Below are 24,647 nucleotides of genomic sequence, written 5' to 3'. Positions count from 1 at the left end.
ATGAGAAAATGGTTGACTTATACTGGAAGGACTACGTTTTAATAAAGAACGATTTATTCGAGAATTTCTGGGAATCGTTTTTAGAAAGAAGAAAAGGAAGGCGGATTTTATTCATCCTTGGTAAAGGATTCGATCCAAGAATGTGCCACATAATAAATATAATATACCCACTAACAAGAAAATATAATGTTGATTTTAATTGCTTACTAGTTGAGTTTCATGAGGGAGACGACTCACCTTCACTTAAGCACAACAAAATTGTTTCTGGTAATGAACAAAAATTCTATAATATTATTAATAATCCTGATATAATAAATAAAAAAGAATTAATTATTTGGACAGGTAACGGAAATGAAAAAAGAAGGGTATGTTCTGTTAATGCAACAAAGCTTTTAAATAGTAGTGATATTGAGGGGTATACCGATATCATTCTTGATATTAGTTCTTTACCTCATAGCATTTATTATCCCCTAATTGGTAAACTACTTAATTTAATCAAAAAATGCAATGTTGATTGTAATTTTCATGTTGCCGTTGCGGAAAGCCAAGAACTTGACGTAGCAATTAAATCAGTTGGACTTGATGAAAAAGCTGAATATATTCATGGATTTGGAAACCAATCTATGTTTAGTGAAGTAGACCAAAATGTCCCCAAAGTTTGGTTTCCAGTTTTAGGAGAAGGATCAAGGGCAAAACTTGAGAAGTTTTATGAGCTAATTGAACCAGATGAAATATGTCCAATTCTTCCATTCCCATCGAAAAACCCAAGGAGATCTGACGATATTTTAAAAGAATATAGACAATTGTTATTCGATGTATGGAATATAGAGATTAGAAACATTATTTATGCCGACGAACAGAACCCTTTTCAAGTATATAGGCATATTTGCAATGCTGTATTAAGGTATAATAATGCATTAAATCCTTTAAGAGGTGCGAAATATACTGTTTCAGCGGTTTCAAGTAAATTATTGTCTCTTGGGGCCTTATTAGCTGTTTACAATTTAAAGGAAATTGGATTTAATATAGGTTTGGCCAATGTTGACGTGTATGGATATACGTTTAAAGAAAACAATACAAAAAGTTTAAATAAAAAATTTGAATTATTTAATGTTTGGCTTTATGGCAATTGTTATAAATGATAAAATATATTTATATTTAGGAATATATAATATATAATAAAATATTTATAGTACTAGTTACTAATTTTTTATTATTTCTAATATTCAATGTATATAAGGTATGGAGGAAAAAAATGATTAGTCAGTATAAAAAACAAGGCATTTCGGTCCTTGGAACTGGATTAGTATGTTTAGACATCATTAAGCACAATGATCGCTTTTCTTATTTAAATGGTGGGTCATGTGGAAATGTTATATCATCGCTTGCATTTTTGGGGGTAAGCACTACAATTGTAAAAGCTCAATACAAAGATTATATAAATAGTTTTATTAATCATAACTTTAAAAGACTAGGTGTTAACATAGTTGAGTTTGAAATAAATGATAAGCTTTCGCCAAGAATAATTGAAGACATTATAGAAAACGGTAATTCCAAGTACCACCAATTTTATGTTAAGTGTCCAGTTTGTTATAAGGAGTTGCCTAGTGCAGTAATAATAGATAAAAGTGATGATTATATTTCTAAACTTATTGGCAATATTGACCAATACAATCTTTTCTATACTGATCGCGCATCTAAGGGTATAAGATCGATAAGGAATTTATTTAAAAGAAAGAATAAATGGGTTTTTTATGAGCCTAATAGTATACGAAATAAAAACGCTTTTTTTGAAAATTCACTTCAAGCTGATATTGTAAAGTTTTCTTCTGAAAAAGTAAGTTTTAATATAGCTAGTGAATTAAGATTATCTGCTAGGAGTGGAGACACAAAAATTATAATCATAACTGCTGGAGGTGAGGGAGCATATTTTTGCTCTAGAAAGTCTATAGAAGATGATTTTAGCAACTGGGAGAGGGTCCCTGCGTATCCAATAGATGAGTTTAGAGATGCTTCAGGTGCGGGAGATTGGTGTTCTGCAGGAATTATATACCACTTGTTAGAAACTTACAAGGACACTACTGAGCAATTAGCGTATGAAGATATATATGATGCCATTGATAATGCCCAAAAGCTATCAGCTGCTTCTTGTTCTTCCGAAGGTGCTCAGGGACTTATTTATGATGGAGATATTTTGCGAAAGTTTTCACAACTTAATATCAAAATACCTATCGAGCCGAAGGAAAGGCATAAATTAGAAATGCCTTATCATGGAATTTGTCCAATATGCTTACAACCATGTTTTGAGGAGGTATTACAGCGTGAAGTATGCACTGTATCTACTTAAAACAAAAAGTAATTGGATACCATTTTAGATTTACTATATAGTATGCTTTGTTTGTATGGGAAATTGAACCATTGGATATGTTATATTTTGCATATTTGAAAACTATTTTTTCGATAATCAACTTGAAACACCTTGATACGGAAAAAAGGTCTAAATCCATTCTTATTGAATATTGCGGGGCGTTCTCCAGCCCATATAATTTTCTTTTCAAAAAGTTTAACAGTCTTGTCAAGTTCAAACTCACCTAGTACCTCATCATTATAAAAGACCGGTTTCATGGAGTCCTGCAATATTACTTCCAACTCTTCATCTCTATATGTATTATCCAGAATTTTAACAAGCATCATAGATTTTTCTGATTTACGTACATGCAATCTTATAATTGTATTTTTCCCTAAAATGTTCCTCGTTTTTCCCCATTCCTCATCATCAGCCATCCATTGAAGTCTAATATCTTCTTTTACTACTGGTTCATTACCGCATAAGTTCTTCCACGCAATTAAATCAATTGATGCAGTCCACATTATATCTTTGCCTGCTCTTCCCGCAGAACTCCCCGATGCTCCTGTAACAGCTGCTATTTCAATAACATCACCATTGAATCTGCTTTCAAATCTACTTATTTCACTAGATTTACTCATTTTATTCCCCCATATCGATTTATCATTATTAGGTATAAATATCCTGTTTTTATAATAATTTCGAAATACTTATCAACATACTCCAAAGCCGTTGATATGCGATGTTTCCTACTCCGCGAAGCCAGACTTGGCCACGGAACGGTCAAGCCTCATAACTTTGATTTACTCTAAAATCAACTCTATTTTCCAATTCTTATTATATGATCTTTCTGATACAGAACGAATAGTATTAACTATTTCATCAAATAAATCTAGTTCTCCAATCTCTGCTCTTTCAATCATATGTTTACTGTACTGTATTGCTGTATAACTGAAACAATCTTCTACAGAAGCATCTTTTCTTCCATGTTCAAGCAATTCTTTCATCTCAATGATTAATTCTTTTTCATACAAATATTTTTCTCTTTTATAATAATTTCTTAGCATTTTACAATTCAATCTTTGTTTTGATAAACTCGAGTTTTTCCATATTATTTTGCATGGAGCCTCTAATCCAAATCCACCAAAAAGGCAATCGTCAAATTGATTCATTCCGGAACCAAAATAGCCATTAGGAGCATTAACTGCCTTAGCAAATTCCTTAAAACAAGAATGTAAATCATAAATATTTTTACCTTCAATTATATAAACATTCTCCATACATTAACCTCATATCCTTGATTTAAATCAAAAATTCAAAGCCATTCCCATCAACCGTCGCAGGCCGCGGCGGTTGATGGGAATATCATATATCGTCCCGCATGGCCGACCATTAAACTTTTGGATTTAGATCACAAATCTTCATTAAGTTTAATAAACTCTATTCCTGTAACATTGGCATTTTCTAGTTCTTCTTTTATTGAAGCATGAACTATCGTATGCGTCACATGATTTTTCAAATGAAACAGTTTAGTATCCTTTGGAACTTTGATAATATCAATAGCAATTTTATCAAATAAATATATTTCTGCAGAACCAAACTTTTTTACCTCATATTTTGAAAGGTCTTTATCTAAACAATCAACCACATTCAGAATATTCAATGTAAAATAATCTTTAATGACAAATCCATTCGAAAAAATAATTTCTGAATTATAGTAATCAACACCACTAATACAATTATCTTTTAAAATTTTTGTTATCCTGCTAGATACAAGAAAATGGAATCCAGTACCTGTCATAGGGTAGTCTTCTGGTTGCATAAAATTTGAAGAATAATATTTTATTGGATTGGGCGGATCAAATGTAAGCTCTCTTCCCATATTCCAAGGCACATCAGTCCAACCTTCAAATTGCTCCATTCCACAGCTGAAAAATTTTGTTTTTCCAAATGTTTTATATTTCCATAAGTAGTACATCTGATCACCCCAAGCTCCTGCTTTTTAAATCCGTGCCCGGATGGTGCGGTTGCAGGGAATTTCATATATCGTTTGCCATTTGAGACGTCGATGAATCGGACCCTTAATGAATACCCGTGAGCGGCTTTAGCCCGATGAATCGATGTAGGCAGGATGACCCGTAAGCATGCCCTTTACTCAAATGGACTTGTTCTCTGATGTGCGGCGGGCCTGCGGAGCTAGAGCACCACGGATGGTGCTCCTAGAGCCAATCTTTCATACTTTATAACAAAAGTCGTGATATTTATGTTTCAAGTTCACAAATATCATTTCCATTATCGTCCATTAGCATTTGTTCTCTAATGTATTGGTGAAAAGTCTTTTTTAAGTAATATATTTCTCTACAATCATGCCAAAATTCAATAAGCTCCCAATTATTATCAATATCAAAACCAGCTAAATCGCCTGAAAAGTTATCTCCAAAAAACAATAGATTTTTATCAGAGATTGCATATTCATCACCGAATATACTTTTGATTCTAGCTAGCCATCCTCTAACTGAAAATTGACATTCCCTAAAGCTTCCTTCACCAATTTCTTTCAGATAGTCCAAGTAATCTTCTGGTATACCAGGATACTGAAACTTCAATTCACTTATTTGATTATCATCGAATAATATACGATCATTTTGCTTATTATTTGATTCTTCAACCTTTAATAGAAATGCCTTTTCCATAAAATATCTTTGCATTTAATCACCTTCTTTTAAGCAAACTTTTCAGCATAATAAATACTCTTGTTAGTAGTCGTGCGCCTTCGAAGCTCAGCAGCTGACACGATGTCAGCCCCTATAATCTCATAGATTCAGACTCTTTAACAATCTATCTTTATCCTAAGCTATGCTTTATAATTTGATAAGTATACTTGAATATCCCACCTGCACCATTTGGATTCCATCCATCATTAATAGCTGCAATAATTACATTTCTTACAATTGATGGTGTTATCATTGTTTGATGTGGCTCAATCCAGTTGTCAGGTCTGCTCACTCCTAAATTAACAACCAAAACAGTGCGTTTATTCTCGTATGCCAACTGCACTACTAAACTCATTCTTCCGTTAAATGCACCTTGGTTATAAGTTGGCTTTTTACGAATTGTCCATTGATACTCAACATCTTTAACTTTAATAGATCGTAAACCTTTTTGGGGCAAACTCATTTTAATTATATCCTCATATTTATATTTATTTTATTGTTGCCAAAACATAAGTCATTCGATATATTCTTTGTTACCTTTGCTAACAGTTCATAAAATGTGATTCATAACTAAAAATCTCCAAAGCTTTGCTTTCAAAATCCGAGCCAGGACGTTTATCTTATTTTCAAATTCATACTTACTATACATGTTAACCTAAAATAAAATCATCTTAATTAACAATAATTGTATCATACTTTTTAATCTTCCATGCTAAAAACAAATTTTTACAGTCTTTTTAACTTCTTTATAATACATGCAATCGTAATATGCATAATTGCCCCACCGTTTAGCTCAACCCCCTGGTTTTATGAAGTTTTGAAATTTCGGATTGAGGTAGGGCCATTCTTAAAATGTCGTAGGCTTTGTTTTGGTTGAATATAAACGAATATTTGTAGTTACTTAAGTTTAGCCACTTTTCATTAACTTCATCAGGCATATCAGCATATTTGGCAAGGGTGTTAATGGTCTTTGCAGAGGTTGAAAAGAAAATCTTGTACTTTGTATTGTCCCAAATTCCTTTACCACCTTCACCTTCAAAAAGGATTGAAGGATCATTAAAGCCCATGATAACCTGATCATTAAACTTTCTTCCGGTTGTTATGCTCCGGTAAATTGCCGGCCAGGCATGCTTGTTTCTGATAAGTCGCTGCAGCTCGTCATATACTTCAAAACTGAAGTGCTGCTTCTTTATACGGTCCCTTTTAATCTGCTGCCATACAAGGTGCGTTATCATAACTATTTTTACAGCTCCCATTTGCTGATCTACATCATTGTCAGCCGAGGATGCAACATGAAAGACTGTAAGCTTTGAATTTCTAATCCAGTCTGCGGTTTCTGCATAGCGGAACATATTCTTTTTTGCACCTTCAAAATAGCTCCAAAGTTCAGTATGAAGAGCTTTTGCACCATCATGGTTAGTGTGGCCGGCATCTTCCGAGAAGTTTTTAATTAGGTTATACAGCTTATGTAGGCTGCAGCTGCCGTTTCTTGATTTTATCCAAGAGGAAGGATCATCTTCATGTATTCCTTCAGACTCCCACATCTTTATAAGGGCAAATTCCAAAGCATTTTCCATTGCTTTTGAAAAGTCTGAACAAAGCAGACTTACGATTGCTCTGGTGTTTGTGATAGCCTCTTGATATCTTGCATTATCAGCCTCATAAAGTTTTTCACGGGTATCCTCATCAAGTGACTCAGGATCCACCTCATCGATTATAGGGCTTTCAATTATTGTTGGGTCTACATATTTACCTGTCCCGGTTGTATAGTCAACCCAAGTGCCGCCAAGCTTTTTGCAAAGGCTTCTGTATTCGCCGTCAACATCAAATATATAGCCTTTAAAGCCCTGTATGTTTAAAGATGATGTAATTCCTTTTATACAAGTGGATTTACCTTCATCAGATGCACCGGTAACAATAATGTTCTGGTTATCGGTTCCTTCAGCAAAATCTTTGTACACCGCCGTTACATCAGCTATTCTATGAGCGATATAACAGCCTTTGTAATCTGTGATTGTACCGTCTACAAAAGGATAAAGTGCTGACAGGGCATCCATATCCATTACTCTGCCGTTTTTTACGTCAAAGAAACTATTGCCTCCTGCTATCCATGCCATATCAAGAGCTCTTGACTGCTCAAACAGGAGTTCATCTACTGAAAAACCTAGTCCGGGAGCTGTTATATAGTCTTTAAAAGCTCTCAGGGAGGTATTAAAGTCTTCAAAGTTCATGGACGATATTGTGACTGTGAACCAGATGTCAGCATATAGAGCTGCATCGGAAGTGCTGCTTCCGGAAACATCCCTAAAATGCTGAAGAGCCTCAAGAGTTTTAATTTCTTCTCTTCGGGGTTCATCAGAGGCTCTTCCGGTATCATATGCTTCTATGTTTTTCTGAAGCCTGTTCAGTTTCATGCTTGTTAGAAAGTCAAACTTTACTTCTGCTTTCTTAAAGTGCATTGAAAAGTTTACATTAACGCCAGGCTTTCTGGCATGTTTTCCATGAGTTATTCCGTAGATCATACATGGAATGCCCTGGCACGGTACACTCAGTAGAAAGGTTTTAACATACATGCCATCTATGATAAGGTGATCCCGGGTTATCTTTATATCATCTTCTTTACCACGAACTTTCTTAAGGCCAGGTATAAGGTGGCTTTTTGCATACTCTTCAACCAAATCTCCACCTATTACAGTTACTTCATTTTCATCAAATATTTCTAAAGCATCCTTTATAGCATTAGCTTTAAGACGTATAAGGTACTTTACTGATTTAGCCGATTTTGAGAGGTTATAGTGGTGTTCTATTCTCTCATTTTCCAGATCCTTAACCCCGCGGTTTAGGCTATCAAGGGCTTTAAGCCTCTCTTCGAGTTGCGTAGTATCTTCAGCCGAGCATATACCAAATACACTCATTTCGGCTCCCATTCCAAGTAAAGAAAATACATTGTATGAAAAATTATTTGCACGATATTCCTTTTTTGAATCAGGACATACCTCCCAAGGAGGAACAGAAGTCTCAAGAAAGACTATTTCGCTATCTTTTGTTTGTATAACATCATCAAAACTACTTATTGTACAAAGATCATTAAGGCTTTTTATCATAGAGCAATGGGTTTTAAAAAGGACTAATTTTTTAATGGCTCCGGGAGCATCATAGTTAACAACCAGCATTACGATTATAGGGATGCCGAAGGTGAAAATAAGTTTTAAAAGCCAGTACTCTATTGCAAAAGATAATAAAAGGCATATTATCAGTGCTATAAAGAAGTAAATTATGCTTTTTAAAGATACTACTTTACCTAGTTTTATATCTTCTCTTATATCAGCTGGTATGTACCGTTCTCTTAACATTATGAATCACTCCTTTCCTTAGTTGAATTTTTAACGACTTTAAGATTAACTCCATTCTTAGGTGGAGAAGAATGTTTGACAGTCTTTTTTAAGGTGTCATTATAGTAGTGGTATGAGCCTTTAGAATCTTTATAGTATGATGAACTTGTAGATGTAGAGGATAAAGCTTTAGTTTCAGGCTTTTTAGAACTTTTATTTTCTGCATCCTTTAGCCGATCGTCTATATTACTGTTTTTGTTATCAGAATCAGGCTCTTTGTATTCTGTACTGCATTCTTTACTAGATGTTTTAGGTAGATTTGCAGATGAACTTTTTCCGTTTTTAGAGCCGGAGCTGCTGAACCTGTTACGGATTTTTTCAGATGTGCTGCCTACTTTCTCAAATTTATTACTAACCCATTTTTTCGCATCTTCTCCAGCCAGAGTGGCAGGTTTGAAAACCGATTTTGCGAACCATTTAAACCAAATTACAAGGGAGAGGATTATAGCAATTGTAAATATGCAACAGGCCACTATCTGAGGCCCCAAGCCTTGGAAGTCATAGAGATTATTAATCACAAAGTATGATATAAGCCAGGCTCCGTCAAATATGAATGACATAGCTATTGATCTTACAAACAGGTTTAAGTATCCTGTTAAAGCAGTTTCATCACCAGTCCAGGCACACCCGGATATCCAAAGGGAAGAGAAGCCTCCCAAAATGCCCAGAGTTCCATACCTTAGGGTACTTAAAAGCCCCATTAATATGAAGCAGAACATTGCCCAGCACATAATTATTAGACCTGCACCGCCGTTTTACTCATAAAACTTTCATATAGGGGCTTACCGTCATTAAGCGGAGAGCCAAAGGCCATCTTTGCAAGGGATTTACCATCAAAAGAATCAAATCCAATCTTTTTCTCATCAAGATTAGTTAAAAGTATTGCTGATTGGTTTTCAGGTTTTTTATATTCTGCAACAAGTGATTGCCTAGCGACAGAGTTTACAAAGAGGTTTGAGGTTTCTATGATCTTATCTGAGATATATAGGGATAAGGAGCAACCTATAGCTGCAATTATAAAGGATCTTAAAAGCCTTATAGAGCTGTCGCTTCTTTTACCAGCAAATACTTTCAGGACAGAGATTCCTATTCCAAGAGCCAGGCTTATCATGCTAAATGCAAAGCAAAACCACCATAAATTCCGTACCCAGGAAAAATCAATAAGGGTTGGGGTTGAAAATACCCATTTACCATCAAAACTAGTTTTGTTAAGACATGATTCAAGAACTATACCATTTGTTTTTTCAACTACACCGGTTAAACCATCCTCAAAGAATGATTTTATGCTTTCGGTGATCTCTTTAATAGATTCAAACATCTTACCTATCTTTGCATCAACTCTGTACCAGGGAGTATCATCACTTTCCTCAGTTACGGTAGAGGGGGATGGTGGGGGAGTAGGTGTTTGGGCATAGCATGTAGATATAAATACAAAGAAAAAAGCCATTAACATGGCTATTGAAATAAAGCGTTTCATTGCAAAGCTCCTTTCTGTTTTTGGGTATGTAAAAAGCACTAGGCATTCTAGTGCTTTTATGTTCGCTATAATATGAAATTGAAGTTATTCAATTCTATAATTTTTATAAAACTTAAATTAACCCTTAATAGTTCTCATCACCTTTTGTTGCAGGGCAACTATGAATTGTATATCCTTTATAGGATCCAGACTCTTGCTTCTCTACGGTTATAAAAGGAATATGAATTTGTGTCTTCAGGATCTGACTCATTTTCTTTTATTCTATACCTTTAACACTACCTTATTGTGACTTAACCCTTCTATTCCGGAAACCAAAACTCATTAAGTTTACAACTCATATTTAACACATCAAACAATATGGCTTATTAATCAAAGGTGCATATGATAATCTATATTTGAACTCATTGTGTATAACAGTCATAATATCAGCCAATAAACTCCAGACTTATTGTTTTACAAGGTCATATTTATATCGGTTTCATCCTCATTGGTTTTAAATTTATGGTAATAGTACGTCCCCATAATGCCCCTGACTAGACCATAGGTAATAAAAGCCCAAAAGATAAAATTAAAGTTAGCTGTATTTTTTAAAACAATAACTTTCAAAAAAGTCAATACTTCATAATAAAGAAATAGACCAATAGCACATACTCGACTTTTCTTATACAATCCAAAAGCGAGCCCACCCCAAATTGACACATCAATAAGAAGCCTGATGTTTTCAAAACTCCCACGAAAAACTATTGGTAAGATAAGATACGACAGTTCTATTAACCCTACAATAGCACTTGCAATAATGCCTGTCATTATTGCCCCTTTAGCTTTTCCTAAGTTCATCACTAGCCCCCCTGTTTTTTTCTAACATGTATTTTCATCTTGTTAAATAAATTAGTTTTGTTACTTACAACGCCCCACTTGCACAATCGGCGCACCGATGCGCCGCCTTTTGCCCCCCATTTCGTAGAACGCCGGCATACAAGAAGCATTTGAGGGGTTACATAGCTCATATGTCCCCGAAAAGGTTTGGTGAGCGACCCGTGATTCATTACTACCCTTGTATGCGTTGTTCTGTGAAGTGCCACGCCCATCAAAGCCAGAGCCGCACGGATGCGGCGGCCTTAAATAAACAGTTACTGTACTATATTTATGATAACTAAACAAAAAATACTGCAACTATATTTCCAAGCAATCTTGCTATTTTTACTTTAAGCCAATTTGTTTTAATCTCTTTATAGTAAATACAGCATGGTTTGAGCCAACCTTTTTCATTCCAATAAATATAATCAACTGTATTTTGTTCATTACTTCTTTTCTCAAAGTATTTTTGCTGTACTTTGAATGCAATAAGAGAATATAATTTAGGCTTCGAGACTTTTTCTTTCTTGATATTGACAAAAAACTTCTTTGCTATTCTTTTTATTCTGTTATGATGTGTATCAAGAATTTCTTCTCTTTCCATTAAAGCTCCTGTGCTAAATTTTTGCATCCCATCAACATAAGCTCCCCATGTCATTAAAGCAGTTCTCATTGTTTTTAATGCATGATTTGTTGACCCAATACCTGATGTTGCTACAACTATTGCTGTTTTATCAAAAAATGCTGGTCTATGACAATTAAATGCCATTCGATCAATCCAGTTTTTCATAATACCATTAACATCCTCAACATAAACCGGACTTGCAAGTATGATACCGTCAGCTTCATTTAGCTTTTTCCTTATTGATAGTAATTCATCGTTTAATGGACACAATTCTTCCCCTTTGTCAAAACACACTCTACAGCCAAGGCACATTTTCAATTCAACATTCCCAAGAGATATTCTTTCTATCTCTAATACCTTATGCTGTAATTTAGCTATAGAAATAAGTTCTTCTTCTAAAAGACTAATCAAACGTTCTGTATTTCCATTCTTTCTCTTGCTACTGACTATTGATAAAATTCTCATATACTCCTCGTTTACTATCTTATTATTTTCTCCAAAGTCCTTCCCTAAAAATCCGTCCACGGATGGACGGCCTTATGCGTGGTATATGTGGTGCGGCATTCTTCATGCTCCTTCTCCAGAGAATTTACTTCGTGATCTTCTAACCCGCACCTATACTGCCATGCATTGTTAGGTGATGCCATCGTATTAATCAAAGGGATTCGAAGAATCCTTACCTTGATATTCATTCTCACAGAGACTTTTCCTAAATCAAACTAATGCTACTATATGTTACACAAATACCCTATTTTAAATCTTTAAGATACTCGTAGACTTCTTTCGTTGATATTCCTATACTCATAGCTATTTCAGTGATTTTTAATCCATTCTCTTTCAATTGTTTAACTTTTGCTATAGTCTCATTCTCAGACATCTCACTGATTTTCAATAAGGGTTCAAACAAAGACTCCCAGCTGTCAGGATAAATATATCCCTTATCATTAACAATCCTGTCTGTCAAACTCTTTATTTCCTTTGGGGAGACTATTTGATCAGAATCACTTATTGCCTTTGCTGTGACGAACTGATTAACACTTATCAGGGCTGATGAAAATAATTTTATCGAATCGGATATAGGGGTTCCACCTTCCCAACTCCCCATACCATGCATTAGAGAAAACACTGGAAAACCATCTTCTCCCAAATCTACTACAATAGGATCTCCACATAATGTCTCATATCCAATAACAATCCAATTTTCACTCCAAGACCCCTCATCCTCAGATATTAAAGAAACTCCATTTGGATCAACACTATATCCAATCTGTCCTTTCTCTAATTCATCAATGCAAAATATTTCAAACCCCACAAATTTTTGAACCTTGTCATATTCTGATTTAAGTAAGATTAGATCTTTCTTTAACTCTCCACTTTTCTCCATAGTCTACACCCCTTTAATTCTCATATCATTACACTTTAAAACGAACACCATAGCCTTACCCACCAAAACTCCGCCCGTTGGGGCGGTACGATGGTTTCACCTAACGTTCCGCTTTCCCGACGCTGCTGAGTCGATGTGACACTTCGGCACGACGAAGCGGTGTGGTGCTGTCTTCCCGTGCCTGCTCGAACTTCATCGCCCATCTCCTTTTATAAAAGCCAGCAATCCTTTACGGGAAAGCATTGTTATTTGAAGTTTTCCTCTCCTACCGATTTAGTAGCTTTTTAACCAATAATTATCAACATTGAATAAGCTTCAAATTATTTATTCACTTGCATTGTTGTTAGATCAATATCACTGGTATCTCGTCTCTTTTTAAGTAGTTCAGCTACAATCATAAAACAAACAACTCCAAGCAAAAACCATGAAGTAATCTTTGAAAGATGAACCATCTGCCATTTTTCTAATTGATAAGGATATGCCCATGCCCCTAGATACGTGGCAATGTTTTCGGCTATCCACACGAAAATACCTAATCCAGAAAAAACGAGAATGAGAGGAACACTCCTTCGAACTTTTGTATTAGTAAATTCCACTTTGCTTCTGAAGAAAATGAATAATACTGCTAAAACTAAAAATGTTCTCAAATCTTTAGGTATTTTCATCGAGAAGAAATTTAAATATATTACTACACCAACAAAAGCAACAACTGATGTTCTTGGCCATTTAGCAAGTGTAATATTAAGTTTACGCCATAAATGACACAAAAATCCTGCCACACTTCCATACATAAACCCACTATATAGCGGAACGCCAAGAACTTTTGATAACGCATACTCTGGATATGACCAAGCTCCAAATGTTACTTTGTAAAATTCCATAAACAATCCAAGCATGTGAAATAGCATAATGATTTTCAAATCATGCTTTGAATCCAATTTTATTTTAACAAATATAATCTGCAATATAATAAAAAACAGAAGTAAGAAATCATACCTATAAATATATACAAAACGTATTTCTTTGGTAATCGCAAGTGTTACAAATACAATTACCGGAAATAAACTTGCAACTAATACTTTTTTTGAAAAAATGTACAGTCTTTTTAGAACACTAGTAAAATCAATTTCTTTGAAAGGTGGGAAGACCTGATCGAGCCAATAAAAGAACAATATACCACTTAGATTTGCAGCTAAATCTACTATATCGTATGTTCTATTCGGAGAAAACCTTTGTAAATTTTCCTCACAAATTACAAATATGCTTACGAACACAGGACCTATTGGAATGCTACAATTAAAATTTTTAATTACTTTTCTTCCAAGAGCTTTATGGAGTAAATAAGATGTAACACCTAAAAGAATAAAATGCCCTATAGTATCGTAAAATGGTATGACTGCAATCTTTGTAGGTATTATTTTCATGTATGCTGACACAATTATAACTAACAAAACTACAAAATAGCCAATAAATGCATATATCCAGTTCTTTTGAAAATTACCTTTTGTAATAGTCATTAATTAATCACCCAAATAAGATTATATTAAAAACGCAGTACCAAATCCACCAACTTCTTACAATAACTTATATATGACCTACGCTAGCCTGCCCCAGCTTAGAAAAAAGGAGAGGAAAATTTCATATAACGTCTCCCATCTGCGCCATCTGATGACAATCCACCTCCAGGAACTATGCAGTGAAGGTGGTTATGAGCCATCAAATTTTGCCCCCATGTATGAAGTAATGCTATAAAGCCTATCTGTGCTCCAAGATGTTTTTTATCTCTCCCAAGCTCCAATAAGGTTTCCGATCCAGCTTTGAACAGAATTCCATACATTACTTTTTTGTTCCTTAACACAATATCATTTAATTCATGCGGCAGTGTAAGGACTACATGGAAATATCCTATTGGTAGAAGATTCTTTTTCATCTTTTCTACCCATTTGTCACGTGCAGATGCCTGACACTTTGGGCAGTGCCTGTTTCGGCAGGAATTGTATGATATATCTATATGACCACATTCATCGCACTCTTTAGTATGCCCTCCTAAAACTGAAGTACGACAGTTGCTTATTGCATTCATTGCTTTTGACATATATGCTGGTAACTTAACTTCTTCTCTATAACTTTTTCCATATTCCCGGAAGATGTCTGCAACTTCATTCATTGTCGATATCATCCAAAGGACTTTTTATATTCATTCCATCCAAATTTCCAACATGTATATATATTGAGGTCGTTTTCAGAGAAGAATGACCTAACAGTTTTTGAATGTAAAATGTATCTACTCCAGATTCCAGTAAATGAGTTGCAAAACTGTGTCTCAACGTATGTACTGAAACATCCTTCGTTATCCCAGCCTTTCTAACTGAATTTTCAAATACCTTTTGTACAGTTCTTACACATAAAGGTTCATTAATATCCTGCCCCGGAAATAACCAGGTCTTTGGGTGATATAGCTTCCAATAGTCTCTTAGCAACTCCAGGTTTTTTCTTGATAAAACAGTATACCTGTCTTTTTGTCCCTTACCACCTTGCACAAACAATTGTAAGCGTTTGCCATCTATATCATTAACCTTAAGATTAACAACTTCACTTACTCTAAGCCCAGAACTATATGTTGTCATAAGAATTGCCCGGTGTTTTGGATTCGTTGTAACATTGAATATCCTTTTTACTTCTTCACGCGACAATACTTTGGGCAGTTTCTTTTCTCTTTTACAGCGTGGAATTTTGTAAGACTTCCATTCTCTTTTCAATGTTGTTTCATACAGGAATTTTAATGCACTATATGCCTGAGTATTATATGATCTGCTCATTTTACGCTCAATCAGTTGGTGGTGTAAGTATGCCTTTATTTCCTCTTCACCTAATAGCTCTGGTGACTTCTTGAAATACTTTGCAAAAAGTTCTACATGCTTCAAATATGCTATTTTTGTCTTTTCACTGAATCCCTTCAAATCCATATCATACTTCATTTGTTCTCTTAATTTTGACATAAAATTGCCTCCTATAGAGTTTTCTTTAATTTTACTCTAAAGGAGGCCTTATGCCAGTCAGTAAAGCTTTTATGCTACCGCGTAAGCGGTTTTGTTCAACAATTGCATTACCGAACTTCATATATGCACAAAATTAAATTGCATTACCGAACTTCGCATATGCGGATTATAGTTTAACTTCTCATATTTTCAACCTTGCATGCTAAATTAAAATAGAATCCTCTTACTTAACAACAATTGTATCATATTTTTAATCTTTTAGACTAAAGATGCCAATAATTTATATAATTCTGTTGTGTTTGTTATGTTCCAAAACCAGCCTTTTAAACTTCTTTATAAAACTAAATTTTTAGTGACTTAACAACATTATAAAATGTAGTTGGTTTTAAATTGAGCTCTTTCATAGCAGCTCTTGCAGTAATCTCTTTATTAATCCATTTCTCGTAAACAGTTTTGAAATTTTCTGGTGTTTTAGTCTTTGGTCTTCCAAGGTGCTTGCCTTGAATTTTAGCAACTGCTAGACCTTCTTCTTGTCTTTTCAAGACAATTATTGACAAAGCCCTTGGATGTATTTTCAAATATTTTTTTAAGTTATTTTTGAATCGATATAAATTTGTATTACAGATTTTTTAATTCTAGTATAAAAATAGTTTGAAAACTCAATATCTAAATAGCAATCTGTTTCATTTGCGCTATTTACAAAATCATCAAAGCTAATAACTTTTAATTTTATACTTTAGCGAATGGCAAAACATATTTATTATAAAATTCATCTTTTTCATAGAGGAGCTAGAGCAAGCACGGATGGCTGCCACTTACACTTATATAAATAAAAATGGCTCTGATTTGATCTCATATTCTAGTAATGGTGATTTGCCCTGCTCATTCCAATATTTCAGCAACCTTGCCGATTGTTATTAAAGGGTGCTCGAACAATATTTCCAAAAGCTTTAATCCATCCTTCCCAGTCACCTCTTAATCGGACTTCCATCAGACGGGCTTTACCGGAACAAGTAAAGGATGTACATAAAAGCCCATCAATAAAACCTTGTATTTCTTTTCATTACTACTAATGATGAAATAACTCGGTGAATTTCAACCAGAATACAAAAAAACAAAATAGTGCTGCAACAATGAATCCAATATATTTTTTGGTTTTCTCAGACTGACAGTATCTATCATCTAAATAAATTAACACTTCTTGACTGAATTGAGCGGAAGGAGCTTTTTTGTTCAGTATTTCCACCATTCTTTTAATGTTCGAAATGCTGAACATATTAATATCAACTTTTATAAGGCTATTTAACTGCTTGCTATATAAGCACAAATTTTTATTATATCCGTATTTACCCTCACGGTGTTCATCTATGGACAATCGGTCAATATCCTTGTATGTAATTCCAATTTTACAATCAAATGATATATAATTAAATCCTTCATTGGTAAACTGGACTGTTTTGTAATATTTAATATAAGAATAGATAGAGGCAATAATGCCTATAAAAAACGTAATGGTTGCTACTATTGTACTATTTATGAGCAAATAAATAACCACTTGTGGAATTATATTTACAACTAGTGCTAAATATAGTATATAACTTAAATTTGAGAAAGTAACTGGATTAATTGAATAGGCGTTCTTTTCGTTATTTGACTCCATATCACTAAGATCTCCTCCATACACAGACTATTTTTATATATACTAAATGCATAAACATAAAAAATCTTCTTCAACGGAATTAGCAATATACCCAACTCTTTTATGTTATAAATCTATATTAAATGTATAGCAAAATCTAGGATATTCTTTTAGCACATAAATGCGATTCCAAAAAAACAATAACTTCCTTTTGTTGCTTACTAAACAATAACACATTAGCTATTGGAAATAAAGCAAAGCAGAATAGAGACCATATCAAAGCAACACTACTCACTATTAGTTTACCAATTAAATCATTGTTAGGGCTAAATACACATATCAATAAAACGGTCGACCATGCAAATCCAACGAATAAACTTAGAATAATTATGGAAGGTAATGTAAAACCAAATTTACATTTCAAAATTGTATTGGAATCATTCTCGATTAACTTTATAATAAGAGGCAGCTGACCTTTTCCAACTCCAAACTTACCGGATTTCAATAGATATATTTTATCACCTCTGGATTTAGAAAGAAATATATCTCCTGTCATAGAGTTTGAAAAATTTAGAGGTCTTGTAGTTGCACACAAAATCGAAAGAATTTTATTCTTTGGAAAAGCAGACTCAAATATCATTACTAATCCCCCCCATAAACTGGTTTTCACTTATCAATCATCCTTTGAACTAGCACTTGCATTGTTAGAATTTCAGGTAAAGTCGCCCGTCTCCGATGTGCTCGAATGGTCACGTTTAGGATGCCTCACGTCAGCGCGCATCTGGCAGAGGCCTCAAAAAACTATAGTCAAAATCTTGCTTTGCCTAATATAAAAACTGCGTACTATATTAAAATAATCTTACCAAAATTCAAAATGTATTTTACCAAATTCAAACCTATTAGATTGTATTTTTTCATCAACTGGATATCCAAAAGCAATTAAAGAAACTGGTCGTATATGATTAGGTAAACTAAACTCTTTTACTATACCTTTATAAAAATCCGAGCCCTGTTTTACCCCGCACCAAACACCACCAAGCCCTATTGAATGGATAGCAAGAAGAATATTTTGAGTTGCGGCAGAACAATCAGCTAATAGCCATTCTGGAATACCTTGAGTAACTTTGTCGCCACAGACAATAATACATGCTGTAGCGCTCCTCAACATTTTTACATAATGATTATCACCAATAATCCTCACCATTTTCTCCCTATCTTTTGTTAAGACAAAATGAAATGGTCTTTTGTTTGTCGCCGATGGAGCACTAAAGAATATGCAATACTTTCCACTGCCTCTGGACATTAACTTGGATTTAAATTGAATGTTTTCAAGAACACATTTTACACAAATTGTACCTTTGGGAATATGAAATTCTGTTCTTGGGTCAAAAGGAAGATATGCTAAAACTTTATTTCCATCTTTTTTAATATCAACTATGCAATTCATAACTTTTTACCTCATGTTTGCAAAAATATTTTTAATCTTTATATCTTTTTCCATATTACATTCATTGCCCACCCTTCCCTAATAAAGTTGCAAGATGGAAGATGTTTTTCGTAAATTTTATGATAATCACTTTCAGATAGATATATGTCTGATGCTAAATGAGAAAGCCAATCTTTCGAAACATTATGAGAAAATATTCTTTTTGCATTTTTAAAGCCATATTGTTTGCAATCAGGCCAAAACTCCAAAAACGCTCCAACAATATATGTCCATTTAGCTGGGGTAGGATTATCAGAAACATTATCTTTAATATATATAACTCCACCATTGTTGAGTAAAGAAACGCAACGTTCAAGTACATTTGCAATATTTAAATGATGAAAGGTTGTCCGACTAATAATCATATCAAATTTTTCACTAAAGTCCATCTTTTCAGCGTCCATATTTATAAATTGAATATTCTTGATTCCTTTAGCATTTTTTTTGTGTTCCGCGATCTGTAAGAATGAATCAGAAATATCAATACCAATAACATGTTCAAAGTATTTAGATAGTAATATACTTTTGTTTCCCGAACCGCAGCCTATATCAAGAACCTGATTTCTTTTATTAGGCATACTTTTGACAAGGATATCATCTTGTTTTTCCGTTAACGAAACTACAAAATCATATTCTAATGCAACCTTATCAAATTGTTTAGCAGTATTTTTTATGTCCATATTTTACCCCTCAAAATATAAATAATCTTACTTCGTATAATTAAGCTTAGTGCGAACAACTTCACAATATGTATAAATTAATGAACTTCATATAGTTTGCTTTCCATATTTACAAATTTGCACTTAATTCTATTAATACAAGGTCCATTACCTACAATAATTCTATCATAATTTCCAACTAAATTGAACAAAGTGCGAGTTAGATATTATAACACTGCGCAAAGGAATAGTTATACCTTCTTTATTTAAGGAGCTGGTGCTGGTACATAAAAAGCTGAATCTGAGATTTATAGATGGTCAATTATAAAATAATGGCACCAATACGTGATTTGTAATATAATTGTGAGGTCGCTTGTAGCAAGTTCAATATAAAAATATACAAATTGATTTAAACAAACATAAAGAAATTGGGGGAGAACACATGAAAAGGTTTATAGTTCTGTTTTTATGTGCATGCATTTTAATGCAAAGTTTTTTATGCACGGGTCTTTTGAATACTGTAAGTGCAGATGGAGGTGGAATAATACCTTTATCCTTTGAGGTAACAGATTCTGTAATTAACCCGGACAAGCCTGTTATTTACTTTTCAGATATGGCAAACAAGAAGTTGTATGAGGTTAACTATGAGACCGGAGATAACAGAGAGATCACTTTCAAGTATCCACCGGAGCGTATTGCATATTCAAACGGCAAGATTTATGTTTGTTTGCTTAAAGGCGAGCATAGCTCCTTTTGGTTGCAGGAAGACCAGCAAGGTGCCTTCGCTGTAATTGATGCTGATAATTTTACTAAAATTTCAGAGTGTGATATTTCATTAGATCCCTATGATATTGCAGCAGATACATACGGCAATGTTTATATTTCAAGCGGGTCAGGTCAATGGCCTGGAATAAGAAGTTATACGGAGCAAGGGCATCAAATATATGCCAACTATGAAACAGTTCATGAAAGAAGTAAAATATTTATTAATCCGGATTATAATAGGGTTTATGGCGTTAGCATGGCTTATAACACGTTTATAGAAACTCATGATATAGATAGCAGCGGGAATATATCCAAGGAAATATGGAAGGGTTCATTTAGTATGAATGATGCGAAAAGTGCCAGCATGTCTCCGGATGGTAAATACCTTTTTGTTGATTTTAACAGAAGCACCGAAATATTCAGTTGCAACCGTCAGTATGCCGAAGATGTTGTTCTGGTAGGAAGCATTTTAAAAGGTTCAAGAGGAATGGCTTACGATCTTGAAAATAACAGGTTCTTTATGTGCGATGGCACAAATCAAGTGGGTATATATGAATACGATTTTATGGAGAAAACAGGGACGGTAAATGCTGCAAATAACGTTGAAGAAATATACTACAAAAATTACGAGTTTATTGCGGTGACTTCAAATTCAAGCAAACAATTTGCTATTGAGGTAATACCTTCTTCCTCTATTGTGCAAACACCAGCTGTGGGGAATCCAGATCCCTATTCGGTTAAATTAAGGGGAACCATCAAAGATACGATATATGACGGCAATAAAGCTTATTCCATAGACAATGCGTTTAATCACTTGTTTATAACTGATCTTAATACGCGTCAGGTTATCAAGCAGGTCAAATTGCCATATAGACCTTCCGGTTTATGTATTTCTGAAGACAAGACCAGGATATTTGTAGCAAACTCAGATACAAATTATCCCGTTACCGAGTTGGATATAAACACAGGTAATGTGCGGAGAAATCTAAAATATGCAATGGAAGCAGATTATGTATCAAGTAATGGTTCGGTACTTTCCAAACACATCTATAATAGGGGTGGTAAGCTTTACTTGGTTGGAGGTGAATGGGAACATAAACTATATGTATTTGAAGCATCATCGTTTGAATTTATTTCATCTCCTTTAAAAAATATTGGTGGTATGGTCTTTTCTCCAAATAATGATTACTTTTATTACCGGGATACATTAGCAGATTATTTGCAAAAGTATTCAATTGATGGTACAACTTTTACTCAAGTGGCTACAAGCAATTTTTGCTGTTTTGATACATGGGTTTCTCCCTTTGACACACTTCCATTATTACTTAACGGCAAAGATGAGATAATTTGCAAGAAATATATTTTTAGTCAAGATGATTTAAGCCTCTTAGAAAGATTTTTCCCTGAAGATATTTATGCAGTTAACACTGATGCCAATCTAGCATTGGGACCATCAGGGTTTTATAATTTGAGTACATGCCAGGAAATCGAGTATTTAGATCTTGAGGGAGCTAAATCATTCTATTTGGATCAGGACTTGTCCCTTATCTACGAAAAGAATAATATTTTAAAAATCCCAAAGCTTCTAAGCGTTGATACTAATGCTACCAGGGTGTCTCTGGATAAAAACCAGACTTTTCAAGTCTTTGCCACTGGCGGCTATTCAGATGGGAGAAAGAGCGATTTAACTTCTCAGGCAACCTTTAAAACCGGTAATCCCAATATAGCAACGGCAAGCTCAACCGGTTTGGTTACTGGTGTTGGAATGGGTACAACAGAAATAGTTATAAATTACGGCAGTTTTACTCAAATTATAAAGGTTGATGTGGCATTGGGACTAAAATCAATAACACTCTCAAGTGGGGAATTATCTCCTAATTTTGACCCAAGGGTAACTTCCTATGACGTTATATTGCCCTTTAGAACTGAAAAAGTACCGGTACTTACTGCTATTGCACAAGATCCCAATGCAAAGGTGAGTATTGAACCTGCAGCAAGTCTGCCCGGTAGCACAGAGATTATACTGTCATCCCCCGATGGAAGTTACTCCATTAAATATATAGTGCACTTTGAAGTAGCACAATACATTGAGTCAAATCATCCTTATGCTACCAATACAGATGTGCTTTGGGAATACACAGAGCCTGACTATACCGGGGATTTGATGAAAATAACTTTTTCTTCCGATACAGCATTAGAAAGCAGTTGTGATTACTTATACATAAGTGATAAATACGGCGATATCTCAGGCAGCCCTTTTACCGGCAACAATCTTGCAGGTAAAACAATAACCGTCAAAGGAAATAGTTTTAAAATCCGTTTAACCTCAGATAATGGCACAAACTTGTATGGATTTAGAATAACAAGCATTGAGTATGCAAAGATGGAGTTAACAGGAATCACAACCAATACCGATGACATTACGTTTGACGGACAGGAACCATTTCAACTTAAAGTTGATGCTGATTATTCGGATGGTTCTAAAATAGATGTAACAAATGAGGTAATTTACAGTTCGGAAAATCATTCAATTGCAAAGGTAGATCAGTATGGTCTGATTACTGCGGTTGCCTGTGGAAGTACCAGCATTACAACCCTGTATAAAGGATATATCACCACTGTAAAGGTTAATGTAATTGATGCCAGACCGAAAGATGTAATTTATCCGGATAATCTTCTCATAAGGCAGATTTCTAAAAATTCCATAAGTATTATCTGGACAAATAAAAATCCATATGTTTGTATGTTAGAATATGGAACTGAAGAAAATACAGGATTTAAAACAGGTTGGAGTCTTCCTTCACAGGAGCATAAATTTATTTTGGATGGTTTGGAACCCGCTTCCCATTATAATTTGACAATTCATTATATGATTAATGGGGAAGAGGTCAAGAGTGATTTAATCGGTATTGATACAACCGACTGTAGCTACTTTGATACTGGCGACAGGTTCGACAGGGTGATTTACGACTCTATAAACAACAAGGCTTATGGATTCAGTAAGGAGAAAAAGGTACTATCTATTATAGATTTAAGTTGTTTTGGACTGGAAAAAACAATAGGTCTGGAAGAAATACCTTCCGATTTGTGCCTGTCAGATGATAAAAAGACATTATATATATTAAACTCAAATGGTTCTGTTCATGTTTTTGATACAGTGAGCAAAGAAAAAGTTGAAGAGATAAAATTTTCGATTCCCAATACATATGGCAGGAGCACGCACTTTCATATATATTATAAAAATAAAAAGCTGTTTATGGTTGATGGTGCATGGGCACCGGGCTTATGGGTTTATGATCCTGAAAGCAGAGAGCTTAAGAATTACACAAGTAAAATTAACGGAATTGGAGACCTTGTGTTTTCAAGTTCCGGTAATGAGTTTTATTACTGGTACCAATACGGATGGGACTCTGGATGGGGTGGAAGTAACATATACAAATGCAGTATTGATGAATCAGGTAATATCAGTATTGTTAAAAAGCTTTATGAACAAAATTCAGGACATGCAGATATTGGAAGAGATCCGTTGAACACTCCTATTTTCCTTGATGAATCACAAAACAGGATGTACTGCAAAAACATTGTTTTGGATGTAGATAACTTCAAAATCATAAATAAGCTTTCTGAAAACATATATGATTTTGGACCTGAAAACAAGAACTTTGCTGGAACTACACAGCTGTTCAGGACTAGTGATTTGTCAGTTTCGAGTACAATGCCAAGGGCAGATTCCCAAAATGTTTTCTTTGATAAAACAGGGACCTTGTATATGTGTCAACCCAATGATACAAAGGTTTTCTACTATAATGAAGATGATATTGAAGTGGTTGGTGATTATAACGGAGATAAAAAAGTTAACTCCATAGATTTTGCAGTTCTTAAAAAATATCTGTTAGGTATGGTTGTAAGTTTCGAGGCGAAAGATAAGATGTATGTTGGAGATTTAAACAGGGACGGAAGCATAAACTCCATAGATTTTGCAATACTTAAGGGATATTTGTTGGGGGTATTTAATAAATTACCCTATGAAACTTAATAGAAATTGCTTTTATAATTATACCCAAACTTTATACATGAGGATTCTATACTCAGCAGGAGTCATTTTGGTATTTTTCAATCTCAGGATGGATCTTGCTGTAGTAATTATGATTTAGACAGGCTGCAAATGCTTCATCTAGTTCCAATGTTGTAAAAAATATAGGTATAAATAGTGTCTATCTATTTAAGTGAGTGTTAAGAAACTTGTTAAGGTTTGGAATGACTTAGGAATATGTGAAATATAAATTCCATTGTTTCTAAGTCATT

At 34.3% G+C, this 24,647-nt stretch carries 21 protein-coding genes and 1 pseudogene; 3 read left to right on the top strand and 19 right to left on the bottom strand.

Features of this window, described 5'->3' with window-relative positions:
• Positions 1 to 8 precede the first annotated feature (8 nt).
• Both ACECE_RS0209685 and ACECE_RS0209680 read left to right on the top strand, forming a co-directional pair.
• The gene (locus tag ACECE_RS0209685; protein ID WP_010681011.1) at positions 9 to 1,142 is read left to right on the top strand and encodes a hypothetical protein; all 1,134 of its coding nucleotides are present in this window, start codon (positions 9 to 11) and stop codon (positions 1,140 to 1,142) included.
• 113 nt (positions 1,143 to 1,255) lie between these two features.
• Entirely contained in the window at positions 1,256 to 2,347 is a 1,092-nt protein-coding gene (locus ACECE_RS0209680) for a PfkB family carbohydrate kinase (protein WP_010681010.1), read from the top strand.
• An 80-nt stretch (positions 2,348 to 2,427) separates the two neighbouring features.
• Here the strand turns inward: ACECE_RS0209680 and ACECE_RS27135 are convergent, their stop codons facing one another.
• From ACECE_RS27135 to ACECE_RS0209580, 19 genes and pseudogenes are all read right to left on the bottom strand, one after another.
• Positions 2,428 to 2,988, bottom strand: coding sequence for a DUF7021 domain-containing protein (locus tag ACECE_RS27135; RefSeq protein ID WP_010681009.1), 561 nt, complete (start codon positions 2,986 to 2,988; stop codon positions 2,428 to 2,430).
• Between the two features lie 162 nt (positions 2,989 to 3,150).
• Positions 3,151 to 3,627, bottom strand: coding sequence for a barstar family protein (locus tag ACECE_RS0209670; RefSeq protein ID WP_010681008.1), 477 nt, complete (start codon positions 3,625 to 3,627; stop codon positions 3,151 to 3,153).
• Between the two features lie 131 nt (positions 3,628 to 3,758).
• Positions 3,759 to 4,268, bottom strand: a complete 510-nt coding sequence (locus ACECE_RS29275; RefSeq protein ID WP_162862513.1) for an imm11 family protein — start codon at positions 4,266 to 4,268, stop codon at positions 3,759 to 3,761.
• 340 nt (positions 4,269 to 4,608) lie between these two features.
• Positions 4,609 to 5,055: a hypothetical protein gene (locus ACECE_RS0209660; RefSeq protein WP_010681006.1), complete on the bottom strand. Its 447-nt coding sequence runs from the start codon at positions 5,053 to 5,055 to the stop codon at positions 4,609 to 4,611.
• Between the two features lie 136 nt (positions 5,056 to 5,191).
• Positions 5,192 to 5,524 carry a hypothetical protein gene (locus tag ACECE_RS0209655; protein ID WP_010681005.1) on the bottom strand — a complete coding sequence of 111 codons (333 nt, stop codon included), beginning with the start codon at positions 5,522 to 5,524 and terminating at the stop codon, positions 5,192 to 5,194.
• Positions 5,525 to 5,849: 325 nt separating this feature from the next.
• Positions 5,850 to 8,414: a TraG/VirB4 family ATPase gene (locus tag ACECE_RS0209650; RefSeq protein ID WP_010681004.1), complete on the bottom strand. Its 2,565-nt coding sequence runs from the start codon at positions 8,412 to 8,414 to the stop codon at positions 5,850 to 5,852.
• Positions 8,414 to 9,154, bottom strand: a complete 741-nt coding sequence (locus tag ACECE_RS0209645; protein WP_205410169.1) for a hypothetical protein — start codon at positions 9,152 to 9,154, stop codon at positions 8,414 to 8,416. Before ACECE_RS0209645 ends, ACECE_RS0209650 begins: the two co-directional genes overlap by 1 nt.
• Positions 9,155 to 9,189: 35 nt before the next feature.
• Positions 9,190 to 9,930, bottom strand: coding sequence for a hypothetical protein (locus tag ACECE_RS0209640; RefSeq protein WP_010681002.1), 741 nt, complete (start codon positions 9,928 to 9,930; stop codon positions 9,190 to 9,192).
• Positions 9,931 to 10,383: 453 nt separating this feature from the next.
• Complete coding sequence (locus ACECE_RS0209635; RefSeq protein ID WP_010681001.1) at positions 10,384 to 10,767, bottom strand: hypothetical protein; 384 nt, start codon at positions 10,765 to 10,767, stop codon at positions 10,384 to 10,386.
• Between the two features lie 316 nt (positions 10,768 to 11,083).
• The gene (locus ACECE_RS29270; protein ID WP_010681000.1) at positions 11,084 to 11,935 is read right to left on the bottom strand and encodes a flavodoxin family protein; all 852 of its coding nucleotides are present in this window, start codon (positions 11,933 to 11,935) and stop codon (positions 11,084 to 11,086) included.
• A gap of 223 nt (positions 11,936 to 12,158) precedes the next feature.
• Positions 12,159 to 12,794: a hypothetical protein gene (locus tag ACECE_RS27115; RefSeq protein ID WP_010680999.1), complete on the bottom strand. Its 636-nt coding sequence runs from the start codon at positions 12,792 to 12,794 to the stop codon at positions 12,159 to 12,161.
• A 320-nt stretch (positions 12,795 to 13,114) separates the two neighbouring features.
• On the bottom strand, positions 13,115 to 14,311 hold the full coding sequence (locus tag ACECE_RS27110) for a DUF817 family protein (protein WP_010680998.1): 1,197 nt from the start codon (positions 14,309 to 14,311) through the stop codon (positions 13,115 to 13,117).
• A 107-nt stretch (positions 14,312 to 14,418) separates the two neighbouring features.
• Positions 14,419 to 14,961: pseudogene (locus ACECE_RS0209615) on the bottom strand (IS91 family transposase); the annotation flags it as partial.
• On the bottom strand, positions 14,954 to 15,793 hold the full coding sequence (locus ACECE_RS0209610; RefSeq protein WP_010680996.1) for a tyrosine-type recombinase/integrase: 840 nt from the start codon (positions 15,791 to 15,793) through the stop codon (positions 14,954 to 14,956). The gene ACECE_RS0209610 and the pseudogene ACECE_RS0209615, both read right to left, overlap by 8 nt.
• Positions 15,794 to 16,134: 341 nt before the next feature.
• Positions 16,135 to 16,335, bottom strand: a complete 201-nt coding sequence (locus ACECE_RS0209605; protein ID WP_026073773.1) for a hypothetical protein — start codon at positions 16,333 to 16,335, stop codon at positions 16,135 to 16,137.
• Between the two features lie 527 nt (positions 16,336 to 16,862).
• Entirely contained in the window at positions 16,863 to 17,453 is a 591-nt protein-coding gene (locus tag ACECE_RS0209595) for a hypothetical protein (RefSeq protein ID WP_010680994.1), read from the bottom strand.
• 136 nt (positions 17,454 to 17,589) lie between these two features.
• Positions 17,590 to 18,072 (bottom strand): hypothetical protein, encoded by a 483-nt coding sequence (locus ACECE_RS0209590; protein ID WP_010680993.1) that lies wholly within the window; start codon positions 18,070 to 18,072, stop codon positions 17,590 to 17,592.
• A gap of 219 nt (positions 18,073 to 18,291) precedes the next feature.
• Positions 18,292 to 18,879 carry a nitroreductase family protein gene (locus tag ACECE_RS27105; RefSeq protein WP_010680992.1) on the bottom strand — a complete coding sequence of 196 codons (588 nt, stop codon included), beginning with the start codon at positions 18,877 to 18,879 and terminating at the stop codon, positions 18,292 to 18,294.
• 38 nt (positions 18,880 to 18,917) lie between these two features.
• A complete protein-coding gene (locus ACECE_RS0209580) occupies positions 18,918 to 19,598 on the bottom strand; it encodes a class I SAM-dependent methyltransferase (protein ID WP_010680991.1) in 681 nt (226 codons plus the stop codon).
• 421 nt (positions 19,599 to 20,019) lie between these two features.
• Between ACECE_RS0209580 and ACECE_RS0209575 the strand changes: the two genes are divergently transcribed.
• Positions 20,020 to 24,378: a dockerin type I domain-containing protein gene (locus ACECE_RS0209575; RefSeq protein ID WP_010680990.1), complete on the top strand. Its 4,359-nt coding sequence runs from the start codon at positions 20,020 to 20,022 to the stop codon at positions 24,376 to 24,378.
• The last annotated feature ends 269 nt before the right edge of the window (positions 24,379 to 24,647 follow it).

This window comes from Acetivibrio cellulolyticus CD2, assembly GCF_000179595.2.
Taxonomy (GTDB): Bacteria; Bacillota; Clostridia; order Acetivibrionales; family Acetivibrionaceae; genus Acetivibrio; species Acetivibrio cellulolyticus.
The sequence above is the reverse complement of the archived record's forward strand: the minus strand, read 5'-3'. Positions and strand labels throughout refer to the sequence as shown.

Bases quoted from the DNA above. Each gene is read 5' to 3' on its own strand.
- ACECE_RS0209685 (WP_010681011.1), top strand. From the start codon at position 9: ATGGTTGACTTATACTGGAAGGACTACGTTTTAATAAAGAACGATTTA.
- ACECE_RS0209680 (WP_010681010.1), top strand. From the start codon at position 1,256: ATGATTAGTCAGTATAAAAAACAAGGCATTTCGGTCCTTGGAACTGGA.
- ACECE_RS27135 (WP_010681009.1), bottom strand. From the start codon at position 2,988: ATGAGTAAATCTAGTGAAATAAGTAGATTTGAAAGCAGATTCAATGGT.
- ACECE_RS0209670 (WP_010681008.1), bottom strand. From the start codon at position 3,627: ATGGAGAATGTTTATATAATTGAAGGTAAAAATATTTATGATTTACAT.
- ACECE_RS29275 (WP_162862513.1), bottom strand. From the start codon at position 4,268: ATGGAGCAATTTGAAGGTTGGACTGATGTGCCTTGGAATATGGGAAGA.
- ACECE_RS0209660 (WP_010681006.1), bottom strand. From the start codon at position 5,055: ATGCAAAGATATTTTATGGAAAAGGCATTTCTATTAAAGGTTGAAGAA.
- ACECE_RS0209655 (WP_010681005.1), bottom strand. From the start codon at position 5,524: ATGAGTTTGCCCCAAAAAGGTTTACGATCTATTAAAGTTAAAGATGTT.
- ACECE_RS0209650 (WP_010681004.1), bottom strand. From the start codon at position 8,414: ATGTTAAGAGAACGGTACATACCAGCTGATATAAGAGAAGATATAAAA.
- ACECE_RS0209645 (WP_205410169.1), bottom strand. From the start codon at position 9,154: ATGGGGCTTTTAAGTACCCTAAGGTATGGAACTCTGGGCATTTTGGGA.
- ACECE_RS0209640 (WP_010681002.1), bottom strand. From the start codon at position 9,930: ATGAAACGCTTTATTTCAATAGCCATGTTAATGGCTTTTTTCTTTGTA.
- ACECE_RS0209635 (WP_010681001.1), bottom strand. From the start codon at position 10,767: ATGAACTTAGGAAAAGCTAAAGGGGCAATAATGACAGGCATTATTGCA.
- ACECE_RS27115 (WP_010680999.1), bottom strand. From the start codon at position 12,794: ATGGAGAAAAGTGGAGAGTTAAAGAAAGATCTAATCTTACTTAAATCA.
- ACECE_RS27110 (WP_010680998.1), bottom strand. From the start codon at position 14,311: ATGACTATTACAAAAGGTAATTTTCAAAAGAACTGGATATATGCATTT.
- ACECE_RS0209610 (WP_010680996.1), bottom strand. From the start codon at position 15,793: ATGTCAAAATTAAGAGAACAAATGAAGTATGATATGGATTTGAAGGGA.
- ACECE_RS0209595 (WP_010680994.1), bottom strand. From the start codon at position 17,453: ATGGAGTCAAATAACGAAAAGAACGCCTATTCAATTAATCCAGTTACT.
- ACECE_RS0209590 (WP_010680993.1), bottom strand. From the start codon at position 18,072: ATGATATTTGAGTCTGCTTTTCCAAAGAATAAAATTCTTTCGATTTTG.
- ACECE_RS27105 (WP_010680992.1), bottom strand. From the start codon at position 18,879: ATGAATTGCATAGTTGATATTAAAAAAGATGGAAATAAAGTTTTAGCA.
- ACECE_RS0209580 (WP_010680991.1), bottom strand. From the start codon at position 19,598: ATGGACATAAAAAATACTGCTAAACAATTTGATAAGGTTGCATTAGAA.
- ACECE_RS0209575 (WP_010680990.1), top strand. From the start codon at position 20,020: ATGAAAAGGTTTATAGTTCTGTTTTTATGTGCATGCATTTTAATGCAA.